Origin of the sequence: Inquilinus sp. (assembly GCF_039594555.1) — a bacterium.
Classification (GTDB): domain Bacteria; phylum Pseudomonadota; class Alphaproteobacteria; order DSM-16000; family Inquilinaceae; genus Inquilinus.
In genome coordinates this window covers 1-13,813 of sequence record NZ_JBCNNF010000177.1, presented here as the reverse complement: position 1 = coordinate 13,813, position 13,813 = coordinate 1, and the positions used below count along the sequence as shown (strand labels likewise).

Below are 13,813 nucleotides of genomic sequence, written 5' to 3'. Positions count from 1 at the left end.
CCAGCGCGGCCTCTTCGGTCAGGCCGAAGATCCTGTCGGCAAACCGGCGCCGCCAATCCGAAAGTTCCCGCTCCAGACGGGCCGCGCGCCGATCCGGCTGGATCTTCTGGATGCCGAAGGCGATTTCCGCGATCACCACCGTCGGCAGCGCCAGTTCGGCGTCATGCCGGATCAGCCAGTCGATCACGGCGGGATCGGGCGCTTTGCGCAGGGTCTCGGAAACGACGTTGGTGTCGAGGAAGATCAAAGGTCCGGACCTGGATCGACACGACGAGCGCTGCGGATCACCGCTTCGAGATCGATATCCGTGTCGCGGTCCTTTGCCAGCCGGGCATAGAACGAAGCTGCGGGCTCGCGGCCGGCTTCGCGAATTTCATACGCCTCCAGCGCACGCTCCACGACGTCGGCAATCGATCGGTTTTCGCGGCGGGCGAGGCGGTGGGCGAGATCCCGGGCCTTGGCGCTGCGAACGGAGAGTTGAGGTTCCGCCATGGCATCCTCCATTCAGGAGAATGATAGGTCGCCGGGGCGCTGCCATCAAGATGGCTGCTGATGGCTTGATGGCAGAAGCAGCGGCCGTTGGCCCTTAATTCTGTGCCTCCGCCACTTTCTGCCGGATCTCGTCGGCGAAGGTCGCGGCCTGGATCGGCTTCTGGATGTAGGAGGAGCCGCCGGCGGTCAGAGCCTGGTCGATCAGGCTCATGTCGCGGGTGGCGCTGATCATGATCACCGGCAGGTCGCCATAGCCGCCATGGCCGCGGATCAGCGAGCACAGCTCGGTGCCGGAGACCTCCGGCATGACGATGTCGATCAGCACGGCGTCGAAATCCGCCGCCGGCTGGCCGCCATCCTCGAGATGCAGCGCGGCCATCGCCTCGGCGGCGCTGGCGCAGGTCTCGACGGTGACGCCGTCGGCCCGCAGCATCGCGGCGGCGAATTCCAGGAACAACTCGTCGTCGTCGACGAGGAGGATCTTCATCGGCCCGGCCTGCCCGGTCACGGCCGAGATGCCCGCCGGATCACGGGCAACGCCTCGCCCGGGGATAAGGCCGGCGGCTTCCGACATGACGCATTTCCCGCTGCTGCTCCGCTGTCCGTGGTCGGCATGCCCCGCCCATGCTGAGGGCCGGCCATCCCGGCCGGCGAGGAATTGCAGATAATCAATGCGATGGCAAATGGTTCCGGGTGGCCCATGTGAACGTTACCATCCTTCGATTCGCCACGCTATGCGCCCCGATGATCGGTGCGGACCGCGGCGGCGAGCGCGCTGGCTGGCACGGGCTGGCCGAACAGATAGCCCTGTCCCTGCCCGACGCCGAGCCGCCGCAGGATGTCCCGCTGCGCCGGGCTCTCGACATGCTCGGCGCACAGTGAAACGCCGAAGGTCTCGGCGAAGCGGGCGACGCCGTCGATCAGCCTTTCGCAGCGCGGGTCGGTCGCCACGGTCTGCACGATCTCGCCGGCGATCTTGATGGCGGAGAAGGGCAGCCGCGACAGCGCCGCCAGATTGGCCTCGCCGCTGCCGAAATCGTCCAGCTCGAAGGCGATGCCCAGCCCGACCATGCGCTCCACCACCGCCTCGACCTCGGCCGGCATGCGGGTCAGGGCCCGTTCGACGATCTCGATCTGCAGCAGGCTCAGCGGCAGCCCCGCCTCGCTCATGCGGCTCAGCATGGCGGTGAACACGGCGTCGGACTGCATCACCGCGACCGGAATGTTGATCGAGATCGGCACCAGCGCGTCGCGCGGCAGCTGGATCAGCGTGTCGGCCAGAGACTGCAGCAGCCACTCGGTGTATTTCAGCGCCAGGTCGGGACGGCGTTCGACCCAGGGAATGAAGTGGCTGGGCGACAGCACGCCGAGGGTCGGATGGTTCCAGCGGGCCAGCGCCTCGAAACCGGTGACCCGGCCGCTGACCAGATTCACCCGCGGCTGGAACACCAGGCCGATCTGGTTGGTTTGCAGCGCCGCCGGTATGTCGAATTCGACCGCCGAGATCGACATCGCCCGGCGCACCTCCGGCGTGGCGGCCGAGGCGATGCCGGTGGCCGACTGCTTGGCGTAGTACATCGCCATATCGGCCAGGCGCTTCAGCAGCGCCGGGTCGGATTCATGGTCCGGGCAGGTGGCGATGCCGATGCTGCAATAGATCGGCAGTCGGTAGCCGCGCAGCATCGCCGGCTCCTTCAGCGCCCGGGTGATCCGGCCGGCGGCGGCCGTCGCCGTGCCGGCATCGGCGGCGACGATGGCGGCGAACTCGTCGCCGCCCAGCCGGGCCACGAAGGCTTCTGTCGACAAAGCGCGGCGCAGCCGGCTGCCGACGATCGCCAGCAGCAAGTCGCCGACCTCATGGCCCAGGGTATCGTTGACCTTCTTGAATTCGTCCAGATCCATGAACAGGACCGAGACCGGGCAGGCCGCATCCACCCCGCGGGCGAAGGTCTCGGCCAGCCGTTCCTCGAAGCAGCGGCGGTTGGGCAGGCCGGTCAGCGGGTCGCGATAGATCAGGTCCTGCACCTCGCGGTCCCGCAGGTCGCGCCGCAGCGCCATGGCGAACAGCCGGCCGATGGTCTGGCGCAGCGGCTCCGGCATCTCTTTCGGTTGGGACGGGCCGGCCAGCACCAGGGCGCCGGCGATCCGGCCGTCATCATCGGTCAGCGGCTCGGCAAGGACGATCGCCGGTGCCTCGGCCAAGCCCAGGGGACCGGCGGCCGGGGCATTGGTGAACACGGCAACACCTGGGGGCGAGCCGGAGAGGCCGACTCGGATCGTTCCCAGCGCGTCCAGCAGCGGGCCCTGCAGCCCGCTCTGCGCCAGCAGCGACAGGCTGGCACCGCTTTCGTCGAGCCGCAGAAAGGCGACGCCGATGCCGGGATCCTGCAGGCGGCCCATTGCCTGGGCGACACCGCGCAGCACGGCGTCGATTGGGTCGCCGTCGACCAGGGACTGCAGGGCGTCGCGTTCCAGCGCGATCAGGGGTGGGGAAGCGGAATCGGTCATCGGGCCGGGACAGTCAGCCCCGACCGGAAGGAGGCCCGGATCGCCACAAGCCGCGGCTGGACGGTCGCTACTCTGCCGCTCATGGCTTCCGCGTCATCTCCCGGTCGAACGAATGGCCCGATGGCCTCCGCCGATTAGAGCCGGAATCATTTCCAGGGCGGAAGGCAAATCAATTAAATACAATTTTAGTAAACTGCAATCTCCTTGGCCTGTCCAGCCGGATAGAGCCGAGTCGCGGGCAACCCGCGCCGATTGACGAATCGAACGACAGCCGCCAAAGGTGAACCGCCGGGCGCTCCGCGGGGCGGCGATCGCGAAGACACAGGGGAAAGATCATGCGCATCCATGGGCGACGGCATCTCATCGGTTCGATCGCGGCGGCGGCCCTCTCCCTCGGTGCCGTGCTGCCGGCCCAGGCGGCGGGCGGCAAGCTGGTCTTCATCTCGCCCGACCCGCTCGGCGTGAACGAGTTCCTCAAGCTCGGCCGCAAGGGCGCGGAGCAGGCGGCGGCCGCGATCGGCGGCGAGGCCAAGATCTACGAGAGCACCGATCCCGCCACCCGCCGCCAGAATGTCGAGGCGGCGGCGCGCGAGGGCGCGGCGGTGGTGATCGTGATCGGCTTCGAGTTCGGCGACATCGTGCCGGACGCGGCGGCCAAGTTCCCGGACATCAAGTTCCTGATCGTCGACCAGTGCATCCAGAAGCCGATGCCGAATGTCTATTGCGCCGTGTTCCGCGAGCATGAGGGCGCGTATCTGGCCGGCGCCGAGGCGGCGCTGACCTCGGACAGCGGCACCATCGGGTCGATCGGCGCGCTGGACATCCCGTTCCTGCATCGCTTCACCGACGGCTTCGCCGCCGGCGCCAAGGCGGTGAACGACGAGATCGTGGTCAGCCCGACCGTCTGGGTCGGCGGCGACCACCCGTTCTCCGACCCGGTGCGGGCGCAGCAGCAGGCGGTGTCGCTGATCAGTGAGGGCGCCGACCGGGTGCTGGCCGCCACCTCCGGCGGCAATGGCGGCATCTTCAAGGCGGCGGAGGCGACGCCGGGCACGCTGGCCTTCGGCGTCGACGTCAACCAGTGCCCGCTGGCGCCGGGCGTGGTGATGGACAACATCGAGAAGAAGGTCGATGTCGCCCTGGTCGAGGCGGTGAAGGGCATCCTCGCCGGCACCCAGGCGCCGCTCACCTCCTATGGCGTGAAGGAGGGCGGCATCACCCTGACCGGGCTCGGCGACGACGTCGCCAATTCGAAATGCCTGATCGCCGGGCATCCCGACGTCATCACCAAGGTGCGCGAGCTGCGCGACGCCATCGCCGCCGGCACGGTGACGGTGGCCGACCCGCTGACGGCCGGCCAGTAACCGGCGCAGAGGGGCCGGGGCATGGCATTCCTTGAGATGCGCGGCATCGTCAAGCGCTACCCCGGGGTGCTGGCCAATGACCGGATCGACCTGTCGGTCGAGGCCGGCGAGATCCATGCGGTGATGGGCGAGAACGGGGCCGGCAAGTCGACCCTGATGGGCATCCTCTACGGGCTGGTGCAGCCGGACGGGGGCGAGATCGTGATCGACGGCCGGCCCCGGCCGTTCCGGTCGCCGACCGACGCCATCGCCGCCGGCCTCGGCATGGTGCACCAGGCCTTCAAGCTGTTCGACAGCCTGACGGTGTGGGAGAACGTGGTCTACCGGGTCGAGCCGCGGCGCGGGCCGTTCATCGACCGCGCCGCCGCCCGCCGCACGGTGGCGGCGCTGGCCGCCCGCCACGGGCTGCCGGTCGATCCCGACGCCCGTGTCGGCACGCTGCCGGTCGGGGTCAAGCAGCGGATCGAGATCCTGAAGGCGCTGTACCGCGACGCCCGCATCCTGATCCTGGACGAGCCGACGGCGGTGCTGACCCCGGGCGAGCGCGACGGGCTGTTCCAGGTGATGCGCGGCCTGGCGGCGGACGGGCGGACCATCCTGTTCGTCACCCACAAGATCCATGAGGTGATGGCGGTGACCGACCGCATCACCGTGCTGCGCGACGGCCGCAACGCCGACCGCATGGTGACGGCCGAGACCGACCCGCAGGCGATCATCCGGGCGATGACCGGCCGCAACGTCTCGCTGAAGGTCGACAAGGCGGCGGCGCAGCCGGGCAAGCCGCTGCTGGAGGTCGAAGGCCTGACCCTGGCGGCGCCGGGGAAGCCGGCGGTCGACGGCGTCTCCTTCGCCGTGCGGGCGGGCGAGATCGTCGGCATCGCCGGGGTCGCCGGCAACGGCCAGACCGAGCTGATCGAGATCCTGGCCGGGCTGCGGGCCGCGGATGCCGGGACCATCCGGGTCGACGGGCGCGACGTCACCGCCGCCGGGGTCGCCGGCCGTCGCGCCGCCGGCATCGCCTATGTGCCCGAGGACCGGGCCCGCACCGGCACGGCCCTGCGGGCCAGCGCCGCCGACAATCTCGCCATGGGCTTCCACCGACGGGCGCCGCTGTCGCGCCGCGGCGTGCTCGATCGCGCGGCGATGCGGGAGCGGGCGCGCGGCCTGATCGCCCGCTTCGGCATCAGGATCCCGGGCGAGGGCACGGCCGTCGGCACCCTGTCCGGCGGCAACCTGCAGAAGGTGGTGGTGGCGCGCGAGCTGGACCATGAGGCGCCGGTGCTGATCGCCGAGCAGCCGACCCGTGGCGTCGATGTCGGCGCGATCGAGTTCATCCACGCCCGGCTGGTGGCGGAGCGCGACCGCGGCCGCGCCGTGCTGCTAGTCTCGGCCGAACTCGGCGAGATCCTCGCCCTCTCCGACCGGGTGCTGGTCATGTATGAGGGCCGGGTGATCGCCGAGGTGCCCGGCGCCGAGGCCACCGAGACCGGCCTCGGCCTGCTGATGGCCGGGGTAACGGGGCAGGCGGCATGACCGCCGCCGCCACCGCCCTGCGCGGCGCCGCGACCTCCTCGGTGCTGTGGGCGATCCTCGGCGGGCTCGTGATCGGGGCGCTGATCACCCTGGCCGCCGGGCACGACCCAGTCGCGGTCTATGGCGAGATCCTGGCCGGCGCCCTGGTCGGGCCGAACCTGGCGGAGACCGTGGCCCGCGCGGTGCCGCTGGTCGGCATGACGCTGGTGGCGGCGATCCCGCTGCGCGGCGGCATGGTCAATCTCGGCGGCGACGGCCAGCTGGTGCTGGGCGGGCTGATGGCGGCGGTGGTGGCACTGTACCTGCCGGCGCCCGGCGAGGTCCGGCTGGCGGCCGCGATCCTGGCGGCCATGGCCGTCTCCGGCGCCTACGCCGCGCTGGCGGCCTGGGGCGAGGTGCGGTTCGGCGTGCCGCTCTTGATCTCGACCCTGCTGCTCAGCTATCCGGCCCGGGGCGTCAGCTCCTACCTGGCGCGGTTCCCGCTGCGCGACCCGTCGACCGGCATGCCCGAGACCTATCGGGTCGAGGAGGCGGCGCGGCTGCCGGTGCTGGTGCCGGGCACGCCGATCACCTGGGGCCTGGTCCTGCTGCTGCTGGTGATCGCCGTGGTGGTGTTCACCGACCGGCGCGGCGCCGCCGGCTACGAGCTGCGGCTGCGCGGCCTCAATCCGCGCTTCGTCGCCTATGGCGGGGTCGATCTCGGCCGCCAGACCGTGCGCACCCTGTTCGCCAGCGGCGCCGTGGCCGGGCTGGTCGGCGCCATGCTGGTGCTGGGCGACCAGTTCCGCTTCACCGACAACGCGCTGCTGTCGCCGGCCTACACCTGGTCCGGGCTGATGGCGGCGCTGCTGGCGATGGGCGAGCCGGTCGGTGCGGTCTGCGCCGGGCTGTTCTTCGCCGCGCTGCAGACCGGCGGCTTCGCCATGGAGCGGGCGACCGAGGTGCCGCGGGTGCTGACCCTGGCGCTGCAGGCGGTGATCATCCTGCTGCTGGCCATGCGCCACGGCCTGAGGCGACGCTGATGGATTGGCTGTCGCTGTTCAACGCGGTGCTGTTCGCCCAGACCATCCAGGCGGTGACGCCGATCCTGCTGGCCGCGCTGGCCGGGGTGCTGTGCGACCGCGCCGGCGTGTTCAACATCGCGCTGGAAGGCCAGATGCTGATCGGCGCCTTCGCCGCCATCGCCGGCACCTGGTATACCGGCAGCGTCGCCGGCGGCGTGGCCGTGGCGCTCATCGGCACCATGGCGTTCTCGGCGATCCTGGCCTTCGGGTCGACCTGGTTCCGCGGCGACCCGATCGTCATCGGCATCGGCCTCAACCTGCTGGCCTCGGGCCTGACCGCCTTCTTGCTGCGCACGCTGTTCGGCGTCTCCGGCACCTTCACCGACCCGACGATGCAGGACCTGCCGCGCGTGGTGCTGCCGCGGATCGCGGCGGTGCCCTGGTTCAACCGCGTCTTCGGCAGCCACACCGTGCTCACCTGGGCGGCCTGGGCCCTGGTGACGGTGATCGCCGTCTTCCTGTTCCGCACCGTCTGGGGCCTGCGCCTGCGCGGGGTGGGGGAGCGGCCGGACGCGGCGGAGACGCTGGGCGCCGGCGTCGCCCGCACCCGCATCGCCGCGGTGCTGGCCGGCGGCGCCCTGTGCGGCCTGGCCGGGGCGCAGCTGTCGCTCGGCAGCGTCACGCTGTTCGCCGAGGATATGAGCGCCGGGCGCGGCTGGATCGCGGTGGTGGCGGTGATGCTGGGCCGCGGCCATCCGGTCGGCGTCGCCCTGGCCTGCCTGCTGTTCGGCTTCGCCGACGCCGCCGGCCTGCGGCTGCAGGGACGGGGGCTGCCGAACCAGCTCACCGATATGGCACCCTATGTCATCACCCTGGTCGCGCTGGTGATCGCCCGCGGGCGCCGCCGGCGCGGGGCCATGGCCTGAGAGCCGAGAGAGGAAGCGATGGAAGACCCTTATGTCCTGGCGGAAGAAGCCGCCGCGGTCCTGAAGCAGAAGCTCGGCGCCGACCATCACGCCGCGATCGTGCTCGGCTCCGGCTGGGGCCCGGCGGTGGATAGAATCGGCGAGACCGTGGCCGAGTTGCCCTTCGCCGAGATCCCGGGCTTCCCGCCGACCACCGTGCTGGGCCACAAGGGCGTGTTCCGCAGCGTCAGGGCCGGCGACCGGCGCATCCTGGTGATGGCCGGGCGGGTGCATCTCTATGAGGGCCATCCGCCGGCCAAGGTGGTGCATGGCGTCCGCAGCGCGGTGTTGGCGGGCACGAAGATCGTGATCCTGACCAATGCCTGCGGCGGCCTGCGCCCCGGCATGAAGCCGGGCGAGCCGGTGCTGATCCGCGACCACATCAACTTCACCGGCGTGTCGCCGCTGTTCGGGCCGAACCCGGACAGGCTGGGGCCGCGCTTCGTCGACCTGACCGGCTGCTATTCGCCGCGGCTGCGCCAGGCGGCGCAGGCGCTGGATCCGTCGCTGACCGAAGGCGTCTATGTCGGCTTCCCCGGCCCGATGTTCGAGACGCCGGCCGAGATCCAGATGGTCGGCCGCTGGGGCGGCGACATGGTCGGCATGTCGACGGTGCTGGAGGCGATCGCCGCCCGCCATCTCGGCGCCGAGGTGCTGGGCCTGTCGCTGGTCACCAACCTCGCGGCCGGCCTGCCGGGCGCCGATCTCGACCATGAGCACATCCTGGACGTCGCCAAGGGCACGGCGGAGCGGATGGGTGGGCTGTTCCACGACCTGGTGCGCGCGATCTGACGGCTCCGCCGGAACCGGGCGCCGGACGCCGCCATTTCCGATCAGGGAGAGTGGCTGTCGCGAGGCTGTCCGATGCGGCGCATCAGGCGGGTCCCGACGGAGTCCAGCGCCGTGTCGTCCGTCGGCTATGATCCGAAGACCAGGTCCCTCGACGTCGAATATGCCGGCGGGATTGTCTATCGCTACTACCCGGTTCCGGACCGGGTCTGGCGCCAACTGCTGGCGGCGGAGTCGAAGGGCCGGTTCGTGAACGCCCGCATCCGCGACGCCTACCCCTTCCGCCGCCTCGGGTGAACCCGTCCGGAGGTGGCCTCGACCACCGCCGGACGGTCCCATCAACGCATCGTCAGTGGTTGTTGCGCGGCACGCCCTTGGTCTGGGCGACGCGCTGGTACTTCAGCGCCGGCTTCAGCGCCATGCCCTCGGCCAACTGGTCGGTCAGGGCGCGCTGGATCTCCTGCCACGGCGTCTGGTGGTCCGGATACTTGAAGCCGCCCTGGGCCTCCAGCGCGGACCGCCGGCGCGCCAGCTCCTCGTCGGAGACCAGCACGTTCACGCTGCGTCGGCGCAGATCGACCCGGACCTTGTCGCCGGTCTTCAGCAGGGCCAGGCCGCCGCCGGCCGCCGCCTCGGGCGAGGCGTTGAGGATCGAGGGCGACCCCGAGGTGCCGGACTGCCGGCCGTCGCCGATGCAGGGCAGGGCGTGGACGCCCTTCTGGATCAGCCGCGCCGGTGGCTGCATGTTCACCACCTCGGCCGCGCCGGGATAGCCGATCGGGCCGGTGCCGCGGATCACCAGGATCGAGAACTCGTCGATCTCCAGCGTCGGGTCCTCGATCCGGTGGTGGTAGTCCTCCGGCCCCTCGAACACCACGGCCTTGCCTTCGAAGGCCTCGGGGTCCTGCGGGTTCGACAGATAGCGGTCGCGGAACTCCGGCGAGATCACGCTGGTCTTCATGATCGCGCTGTCGAACAGGTTGCCCTTGAGGTTCAGGAAGCCAGAATGGGCCTTCAGCGGCCGGTCGACCGGGCGGATCACCTCGGGGTTCAGGTTCTCGACGTCGCGGCAGTTGTCCCCGATGGCGCGGCCGTTGACCGTGATCGCGTCCGGGTGCGGCAGCAGCCCGGCCTTCAGCAGCTCCGCCACCACGGCCGGCACGCCGCCCGCCTGGTGGTAGTCCTCGCCGAGATACTCGCCGGCCGGCTGCAGGTTGACCAGCAGCGGGATGTCGTGGCCGACCTTCTCCCAGTCGTCATTGTTCAGCGGCACGCCGAGATGCGCGGCGATGGCGTTCAGGTGGATCGGCGCGTTGGTCGACCCGCCGATGGCGGAGTTGATCACGATCGCGTTCTCGAACGCCTTCCGGGTCATGATGTCGGACGGCTTGATGTCCTGCTCGACCATCTCGACGATGCGCAGGCCGGTCTCGTAGGCGATCTGGCCACGCTCGCGATACGGCGCCGGGATCGCGGCCGAACCGGGCAGCTGCATGCCCAGCGCCTCGGCCAGCGAGTTCATGGTCGAGGCCGTGCCCATGGTGTTGCAGTAGCCGACCGACGGGGCCGAGGCGGCGACGATGTTCATGAACTCGTTGTAGTCGATCTCGCCGGTGGCCAACCGCTCGCGCGACCGCCAGACGATGGTGCCGGACCCGACCCGCTCGCCCTTGTGCCAGCCGTTCAGCATCGGCCCGACCGACAGGGCGATGGCCGGGATGTTGACGGTGGCGGCCCCCATCAGCAGCGCCGGGGTGGTCTTGTCGCAGCCGACCGTGAGCACGACGCCGTCCAGCGGATAGCCGTACAGCAGCTCGACCAGCCCCAGATAGGTCAGGTTGCGGTCCAGCGTCGCCGACGGGCGCTTGCCGGTTTCCTGGATCGGGTGGCACGGGAACTCGAACGGGATGCCGCCGGCGGCGCGGATGCCGGCGCTGACCCGCTTGGCCAGCTCGAGATGATGCCGGTTGCAGGGCGACAGGTCCGACCCGGTCTGGGCGATGCCGATCATCGGCTTGCCGGACTGAAGCTCCTCGCGCGTGATCCCGAAATTCAGGTAGCGCTCGATATACAGGGCCGTCATCCCCGGATCGTCGGGGTTGTCGAACCACTGCTGGGACCGCAGGGTCCGGGATCGGTCTTGGCCGGCCATCGTTTGTTTTCCTCCACGCACCGCTCGTTGTCGGCGCTGACTGCAACGTAATTGTACGACGATATAGTATGGCATCAGCCCGGTGGCCAGATACAGATGGATTCGTCAGGCGTCCGCCGGCGCTCCGTCCGCCCTGATCCCGCCATCTCCGGATGCTGTGCTGCAGCCGGTCCGTGGGGCGGGAGGATTGCATGATCGGTCGGCGTCGGATGCTGATGGGCGCGGCCCTGGCCGCCGGGCTGGGCCCGGCCCTCCACGCCGCCCGGGCGGCGCCGGCGGACTGGGCGGCGCAACTGGTGGCCGCGGCCCAGGCGCAGATCGGCGCCACCGTCACCTACGACCCCGCCTATGCCCGGCTGGCCTATCCCGGCGGGGACGTGCCGCGCGACCGCGGCGTCTGCACCGATGTCATCATCCGCGCCTATCGCGACGCCTTCGGCATCGACCTGCAGCGGCTGGTGCATGAGGATATGCGCGCGAACTTCTCGCGCTATCCCCGCGCCTGGGGCCTGTCGCGGCCGGACCCGAACATCGACCACCGGCGGGTGCCGAATCTGCAGACCTTCTTCCGCCGCCGGGGCCGGGCGCTGCCGGCCGACACGGCGCCGGCGGGCTTCGCCGAGGGCGACCTGGTGACGCAGATGCTGCCCGGCAACCTGCCGCACATCGCCGTCGTCACCGGCCGAACCGGCCCCAGCGGGGCGCCGCTGGTAGTGCACAACATCGGCGGCGGTGCGCGGCTGGAGGATCGGCTGCTCGACTTTCCGGTCACGGGCCGCTACCGCTTCATCACCGGCTAGACCGGCACCGATCCCCCAGCAGGCAGGCCCGGCATGAAAGCCGCCATCTTCGATCTCGACGGCACCCTGGTGGACAGCGCGCCCGACATCGCCCATGCGGTGAACCTCATGCTGGCCGATCGCGGCGCCCCGGCGCAGGAGACGGCCTTCATCGAGACGCTGGTGGGGGAGGGGGCACGGATGCTGGTGGTCAAGCTGCACCGCGCCCTGGGCCTGCCGGAGGCGGATGTCGACCGCGACACCCGGATCTATCTCGACCACTACGCCGCCCGGCCGGTGGCGGACTCGACGCTCTACGCCGACGCGGCCACCGCCCTGCCGGCGCTGCGGGCGGCCGGGATCCGGCTCGGCGTCTGCACCAACAAGCCGGAGGCGCTGGCCCGGCAGGTGCTGGACCGGCTCGGGCTGCTGCCGCATCTGTCCGCGGTGGTCGGCGCCGACACCACGCCGCATGTGAAGCCGGACCCGCGGCCGCTGCTGCACACGCTCGACCTGCTGGGCGTGGCGCCGGGCGAGACGGTCTATGTCGGCGACACCGGCATCGACCTGGCCTGCGCCCGCGCGGCCGGGGTGCCCTGCCGCATCGTCGACTGGGGCACCGGCCGGGCCGTCCCGGTGGAGGACTCGGCCCGGCTGAGGCGGTTCGCGGATCTGCTGCCGGCCGCGGTCCCGGCAGGTTAGAGCAGACACTCCCCTCTGTGTCATTGCCGGGCTTGACCCGGCAATCAAGTGGGTCTCGACAGCGTCTGGATGCCCGGGTCAAGCCCGGGCATGACAGTTTTTAGTTGGTCTTAGAAGAGACCCAGCCTTTCACCGCGAGAAGGCCAGGCGCCCGCCACCGCGGCGGGCGAAGGACCGCTCGGCCAGGGCGCCGAAGGCCAGGCCGATGGTGGTCCACAGCACCGCGTGCATGCCCAGCGAGGCGATGCGGAACTGCCACAGCAGGTCGGCGGGGAAGCCCTCCGGCACCTCGTTCACCGCCGGCAGCGCGACCTGGGCGACCGCGATGATGGCGACGTAGACCACGCCGGCGATGATCCCGGCGGTCCAGCCGCCATGGCGCCGGGCCAGGCCGAGGGCCATGTTGACCGCCAGCACCAGGGCCGCGACCGAGATCGCCAGCATGATGAAGAACAGGCTGGTGCGCTCGCCGATCGTGTCCGGGTTGCCGACGGCGGGCGGGTTGGGCGGGTATTTCAGGTCCGGCACCACCACCAGCGCGATGAAGGCGCCGAGCGCCAGCAGCGCCGCGGTGGCGCGGGCGTCCAGGCGGCCGACCCGGCCATAGGCGAAGGCGAAGACCAGCGCGAACAGCCCGCCGACCGCGGCGCCGTAGACGACGGCGCCGGTCAGCAGGCCCAGGCCGGCCTGGGTCTCGCGGCTGACCAGCTCCGGCTTCTCGGCCTCGCCGCCGGCCGGGGCCGCCCCGTGGTCGTGGTCGCCACGGTCATGCGAATGGCCCACTGTCCCTTCCAGGGCGATGGCCCGGTCGACCTGCGGTTCGCCGAAGATCCGGGCGAAGCCGAAGGCAAGCAGCCCCGCCAGCACGCCGACCAGCATGCCGCGCAGCAACAGGTTCCCAACCATGGCGGTTGGCCTCAGTGGCAGGGGAAGCCGAGGAGGTGGCGCCCATCATGCACGAATTCATGCACATAGCTGCCGGAGAAGACTGCGGTCGCGCCCTGCTCGGCGCCGACGAAATACACCGCCAGCAGCAGGATCAGCCCGGCGAACACCGCCCAGGGCAGCACCTCGCCGACCGGGATGGGGCCGACGGGAACGGAAATGGGCCGTGCGGCGGTGATGTCGGACATGATAGCGCTCCCCTGGGATTCGCGTCCCGCTGATATGCACCCGGGCCATGACGGGGTCTGACTCCCGGAACCGCGTCGGAGACGCCGCCCCGGTCACAGTGGCGCGACCGTGCCGGAGTTGCACCGGCTTCCGCATCCATGGCGAACCGCCGCAGCATGGGTCCCGGCCCGGCTTCTGTCAATCGAAGCCGCTGCCGGCGGGCGGCGCATCGTGCCATCGTGCTTTCCTGTGTCGAGAGCCCCGCCGCCGAACGGTCCTGCCGATGCCGACCCGCCTGACCCTGATCTGCCACGGCGCCACCGCCGCCACCCGGTCCGGGGCGTTCCCCGCCGACGAGCCGCTGGAGGAGCGCGCGCTGTTGCGCGCCGCCGCGTTGAAGCCGGCGTTGCGG

General features: G+C 70.8%; 15 protein-coding genes and 1 riboswitch. Of the genes, 8 read left to right on the top strand and 7 right to left on the bottom strand.

Annotated features, from left to right (window positions below):
* From ABDW35_RS19280 to ABDW35_RS19265, 4 genes are all read right to left on the bottom strand, one after another.
* On the bottom strand, window positions 1-247 hold a 247-nt coding region (locus ABDW35_RS19280; protein WP_343715506.1), incomplete at its 3' end, for a PIN domain-containing protein.
* Window positions 244-492, bottom strand: a complete 249-nt coding sequence (locus ABDW35_RS19275; RefSeq protein WP_343715505.1) for a hypothetical protein — start codon at window positions 490-492, stop codon at window positions 244-246. The genes ABDW35_RS19275 and ABDW35_RS19280, both read right to left, overlap by 4 nt.
* A 94-nt stretch (window positions 493-586) precedes the next feature.
* Window positions 587-979, bottom strand: a complete 393-nt coding sequence (locus ABDW35_RS19270; RefSeq protein ID WP_343715504.1) for a response regulator — start codon at window positions 977-979, stop codon at window positions 587-589.
* A 245-nt stretch (window positions 980-1,224) separates the two neighbouring features.
* Window positions 1,225-3,000 (bottom strand): EAL domain-containing protein, encoded by a 1,776-nt coding sequence (locus tag ABDW35_RS19265; RefSeq protein ID WP_343715503.1) that lies wholly within the window; start codon window positions 2,998-3,000, stop codon window positions 1,225-1,227.
* Between the two features lie 335 nt (window positions 3,001-3,335).
* Here ABDW35_RS19265 and ABDW35_RS19260 point away from each other — a divergent pair, with 335 nt between their 5' ends.
* The 6 genes from ABDW35_RS19260 to ABDW35_RS19235 all read left to right on the top strand — a co-directional run bounded on the left by ABDW35_RS19260 (window position 3,336) and on the right by ABDW35_RS19235 (window position 8,952).
* Entirely contained in the window at window positions 3,336-4,364 is a 1,029-nt protein-coding gene (locus ABDW35_RS19260) for a BMP family ABC transporter substrate-binding protein (RefSeq protein WP_343715502.1), read from the top strand.
* A 21-nt stretch (window positions 4,365-4,385) separates the two neighbouring features.
* On the top strand, window positions 4,386-5,897 hold the full coding sequence (locus tag ABDW35_RS19255) for an ABC transporter ATP-binding protein (RefSeq protein WP_343715501.1): 1,512 nt from the start codon (window positions 4,386-4,388) through the stop codon (window positions 5,895-5,897).
* Complete coding sequence (locus tag ABDW35_RS19250) at window positions 5,894-6,919, top strand: ABC transporter permease (protein WP_343715500.1); 1,026 nt, start codon at window positions 5,894-5,896, stop codon at window positions 6,917-6,919. The genes ABDW35_RS19255 and ABDW35_RS19250 overlap by 4 nt, the downstream gene beginning before the upstream one ends.
* Window positions 6,919-7,827, top strand: coding sequence for an ABC transporter permease (locus ABDW35_RS19245; protein WP_343715499.1), 909 nt, complete (start codon window positions 6,919-6,921; stop codon window positions 7,825-7,827). The genes ABDW35_RS19250 and ABDW35_RS19245 overlap by 1 nt, the downstream gene beginning before the upstream one ends.
* Before the next feature lie 18 nt (window positions 7,828-7,845).
* Entirely contained in the window at window positions 7,846-8,658 is an 813-nt protein-coding gene (locus ABDW35_RS19240) for a purine-nucleoside phosphorylase (RefSeq protein WP_343715498.1), read from the top strand.
* A gap of 72 nt (window positions 8,659-8,730) precedes the next feature.
* Window positions 8,731-8,952: a KTSC domain-containing protein gene (locus tag ABDW35_RS19235; RefSeq protein WP_202964852.1), complete on the top strand. Its 222-nt coding sequence runs from the start codon at window positions 8,731-8,733 to the stop codon at window positions 8,950-8,952.
* A gap of 52 nt (window positions 8,953-9,004) precedes the next feature.
* Here the strand turns inward: ABDW35_RS19235 and ABDW35_RS19230 are convergent, their stop codons facing one another.
* Window positions 9,005-10,807 carry an IlvD/Edd family dehydratase gene (locus tag ABDW35_RS19230; RefSeq protein ID WP_343715497.1) on the bottom strand — a complete coding sequence of 601 codons (1,803 nt, stop codon included), beginning with the start codon at window positions 10,805-10,807 and terminating at the stop codon, window positions 9,005-9,007.
* A gap of 191 nt (window positions 10,808-10,998) precedes the next feature.
* Here ABDW35_RS19230 and ABDW35_RS19225 point away from each other — a divergent pair, with 191 nt between their 5' ends.
* Together ABDW35_RS19225 and gph are read left to right on the top strand one after the other, a co-directional pair.
* Window positions 10,999-11,607, top strand: coding sequence for a DUF1287 domain-containing protein (locus ABDW35_RS19225; RefSeq protein WP_343715496.1), 609 nt, complete (start codon window positions 10,999-11,001; stop codon window positions 11,605-11,607).
* Between the two features lie 33 nt (window positions 11,608-11,640).
* Window positions 11,641-12,288: a phosphoglycolate phosphatase gene (gene gph / locus ABDW35_RS19220; RefSeq protein ID WP_343715495.1), complete on the top strand. Its 648-nt coding sequence runs from the start codon at window positions 11,641-11,643 to the stop codon at window positions 12,286-12,288.
* Window positions 12,289-12,417: 129 nt separating this feature from the next.
* Here gph and ABDW35_RS19215 read toward each other — a convergent pair whose 3' ends face one another.
* Both ABDW35_RS19215 and ABDW35_RS19210 read right to left on the bottom strand, forming a co-directional pair.
* Complete coding sequence (locus ABDW35_RS19215; protein WP_343715494.1) at window positions 12,418-13,194, bottom strand: CbtA family protein; 777 nt, start codon at window positions 13,192-13,194, stop codon at window positions 12,418-12,420.
* 11 nt (window positions 13,195-13,205) lie between these two features.
* A complete protein-coding gene (locus ABDW35_RS19210; protein ID WP_343715493.1) occupies window positions 13,206-13,421 on the bottom strand; it encodes a CbtB-domain containing protein in 216 nt (71 codons plus the stop codon).
* Window positions 13,422-13,476: 55 nt separating this feature from the next.
* Window positions 13,477-13,553: riboswitch (cobalamin riboswitch) on the bottom strand.
* Between the last annotated feature and the right edge of the window lie 260 nt (window positions 13,554-13,813).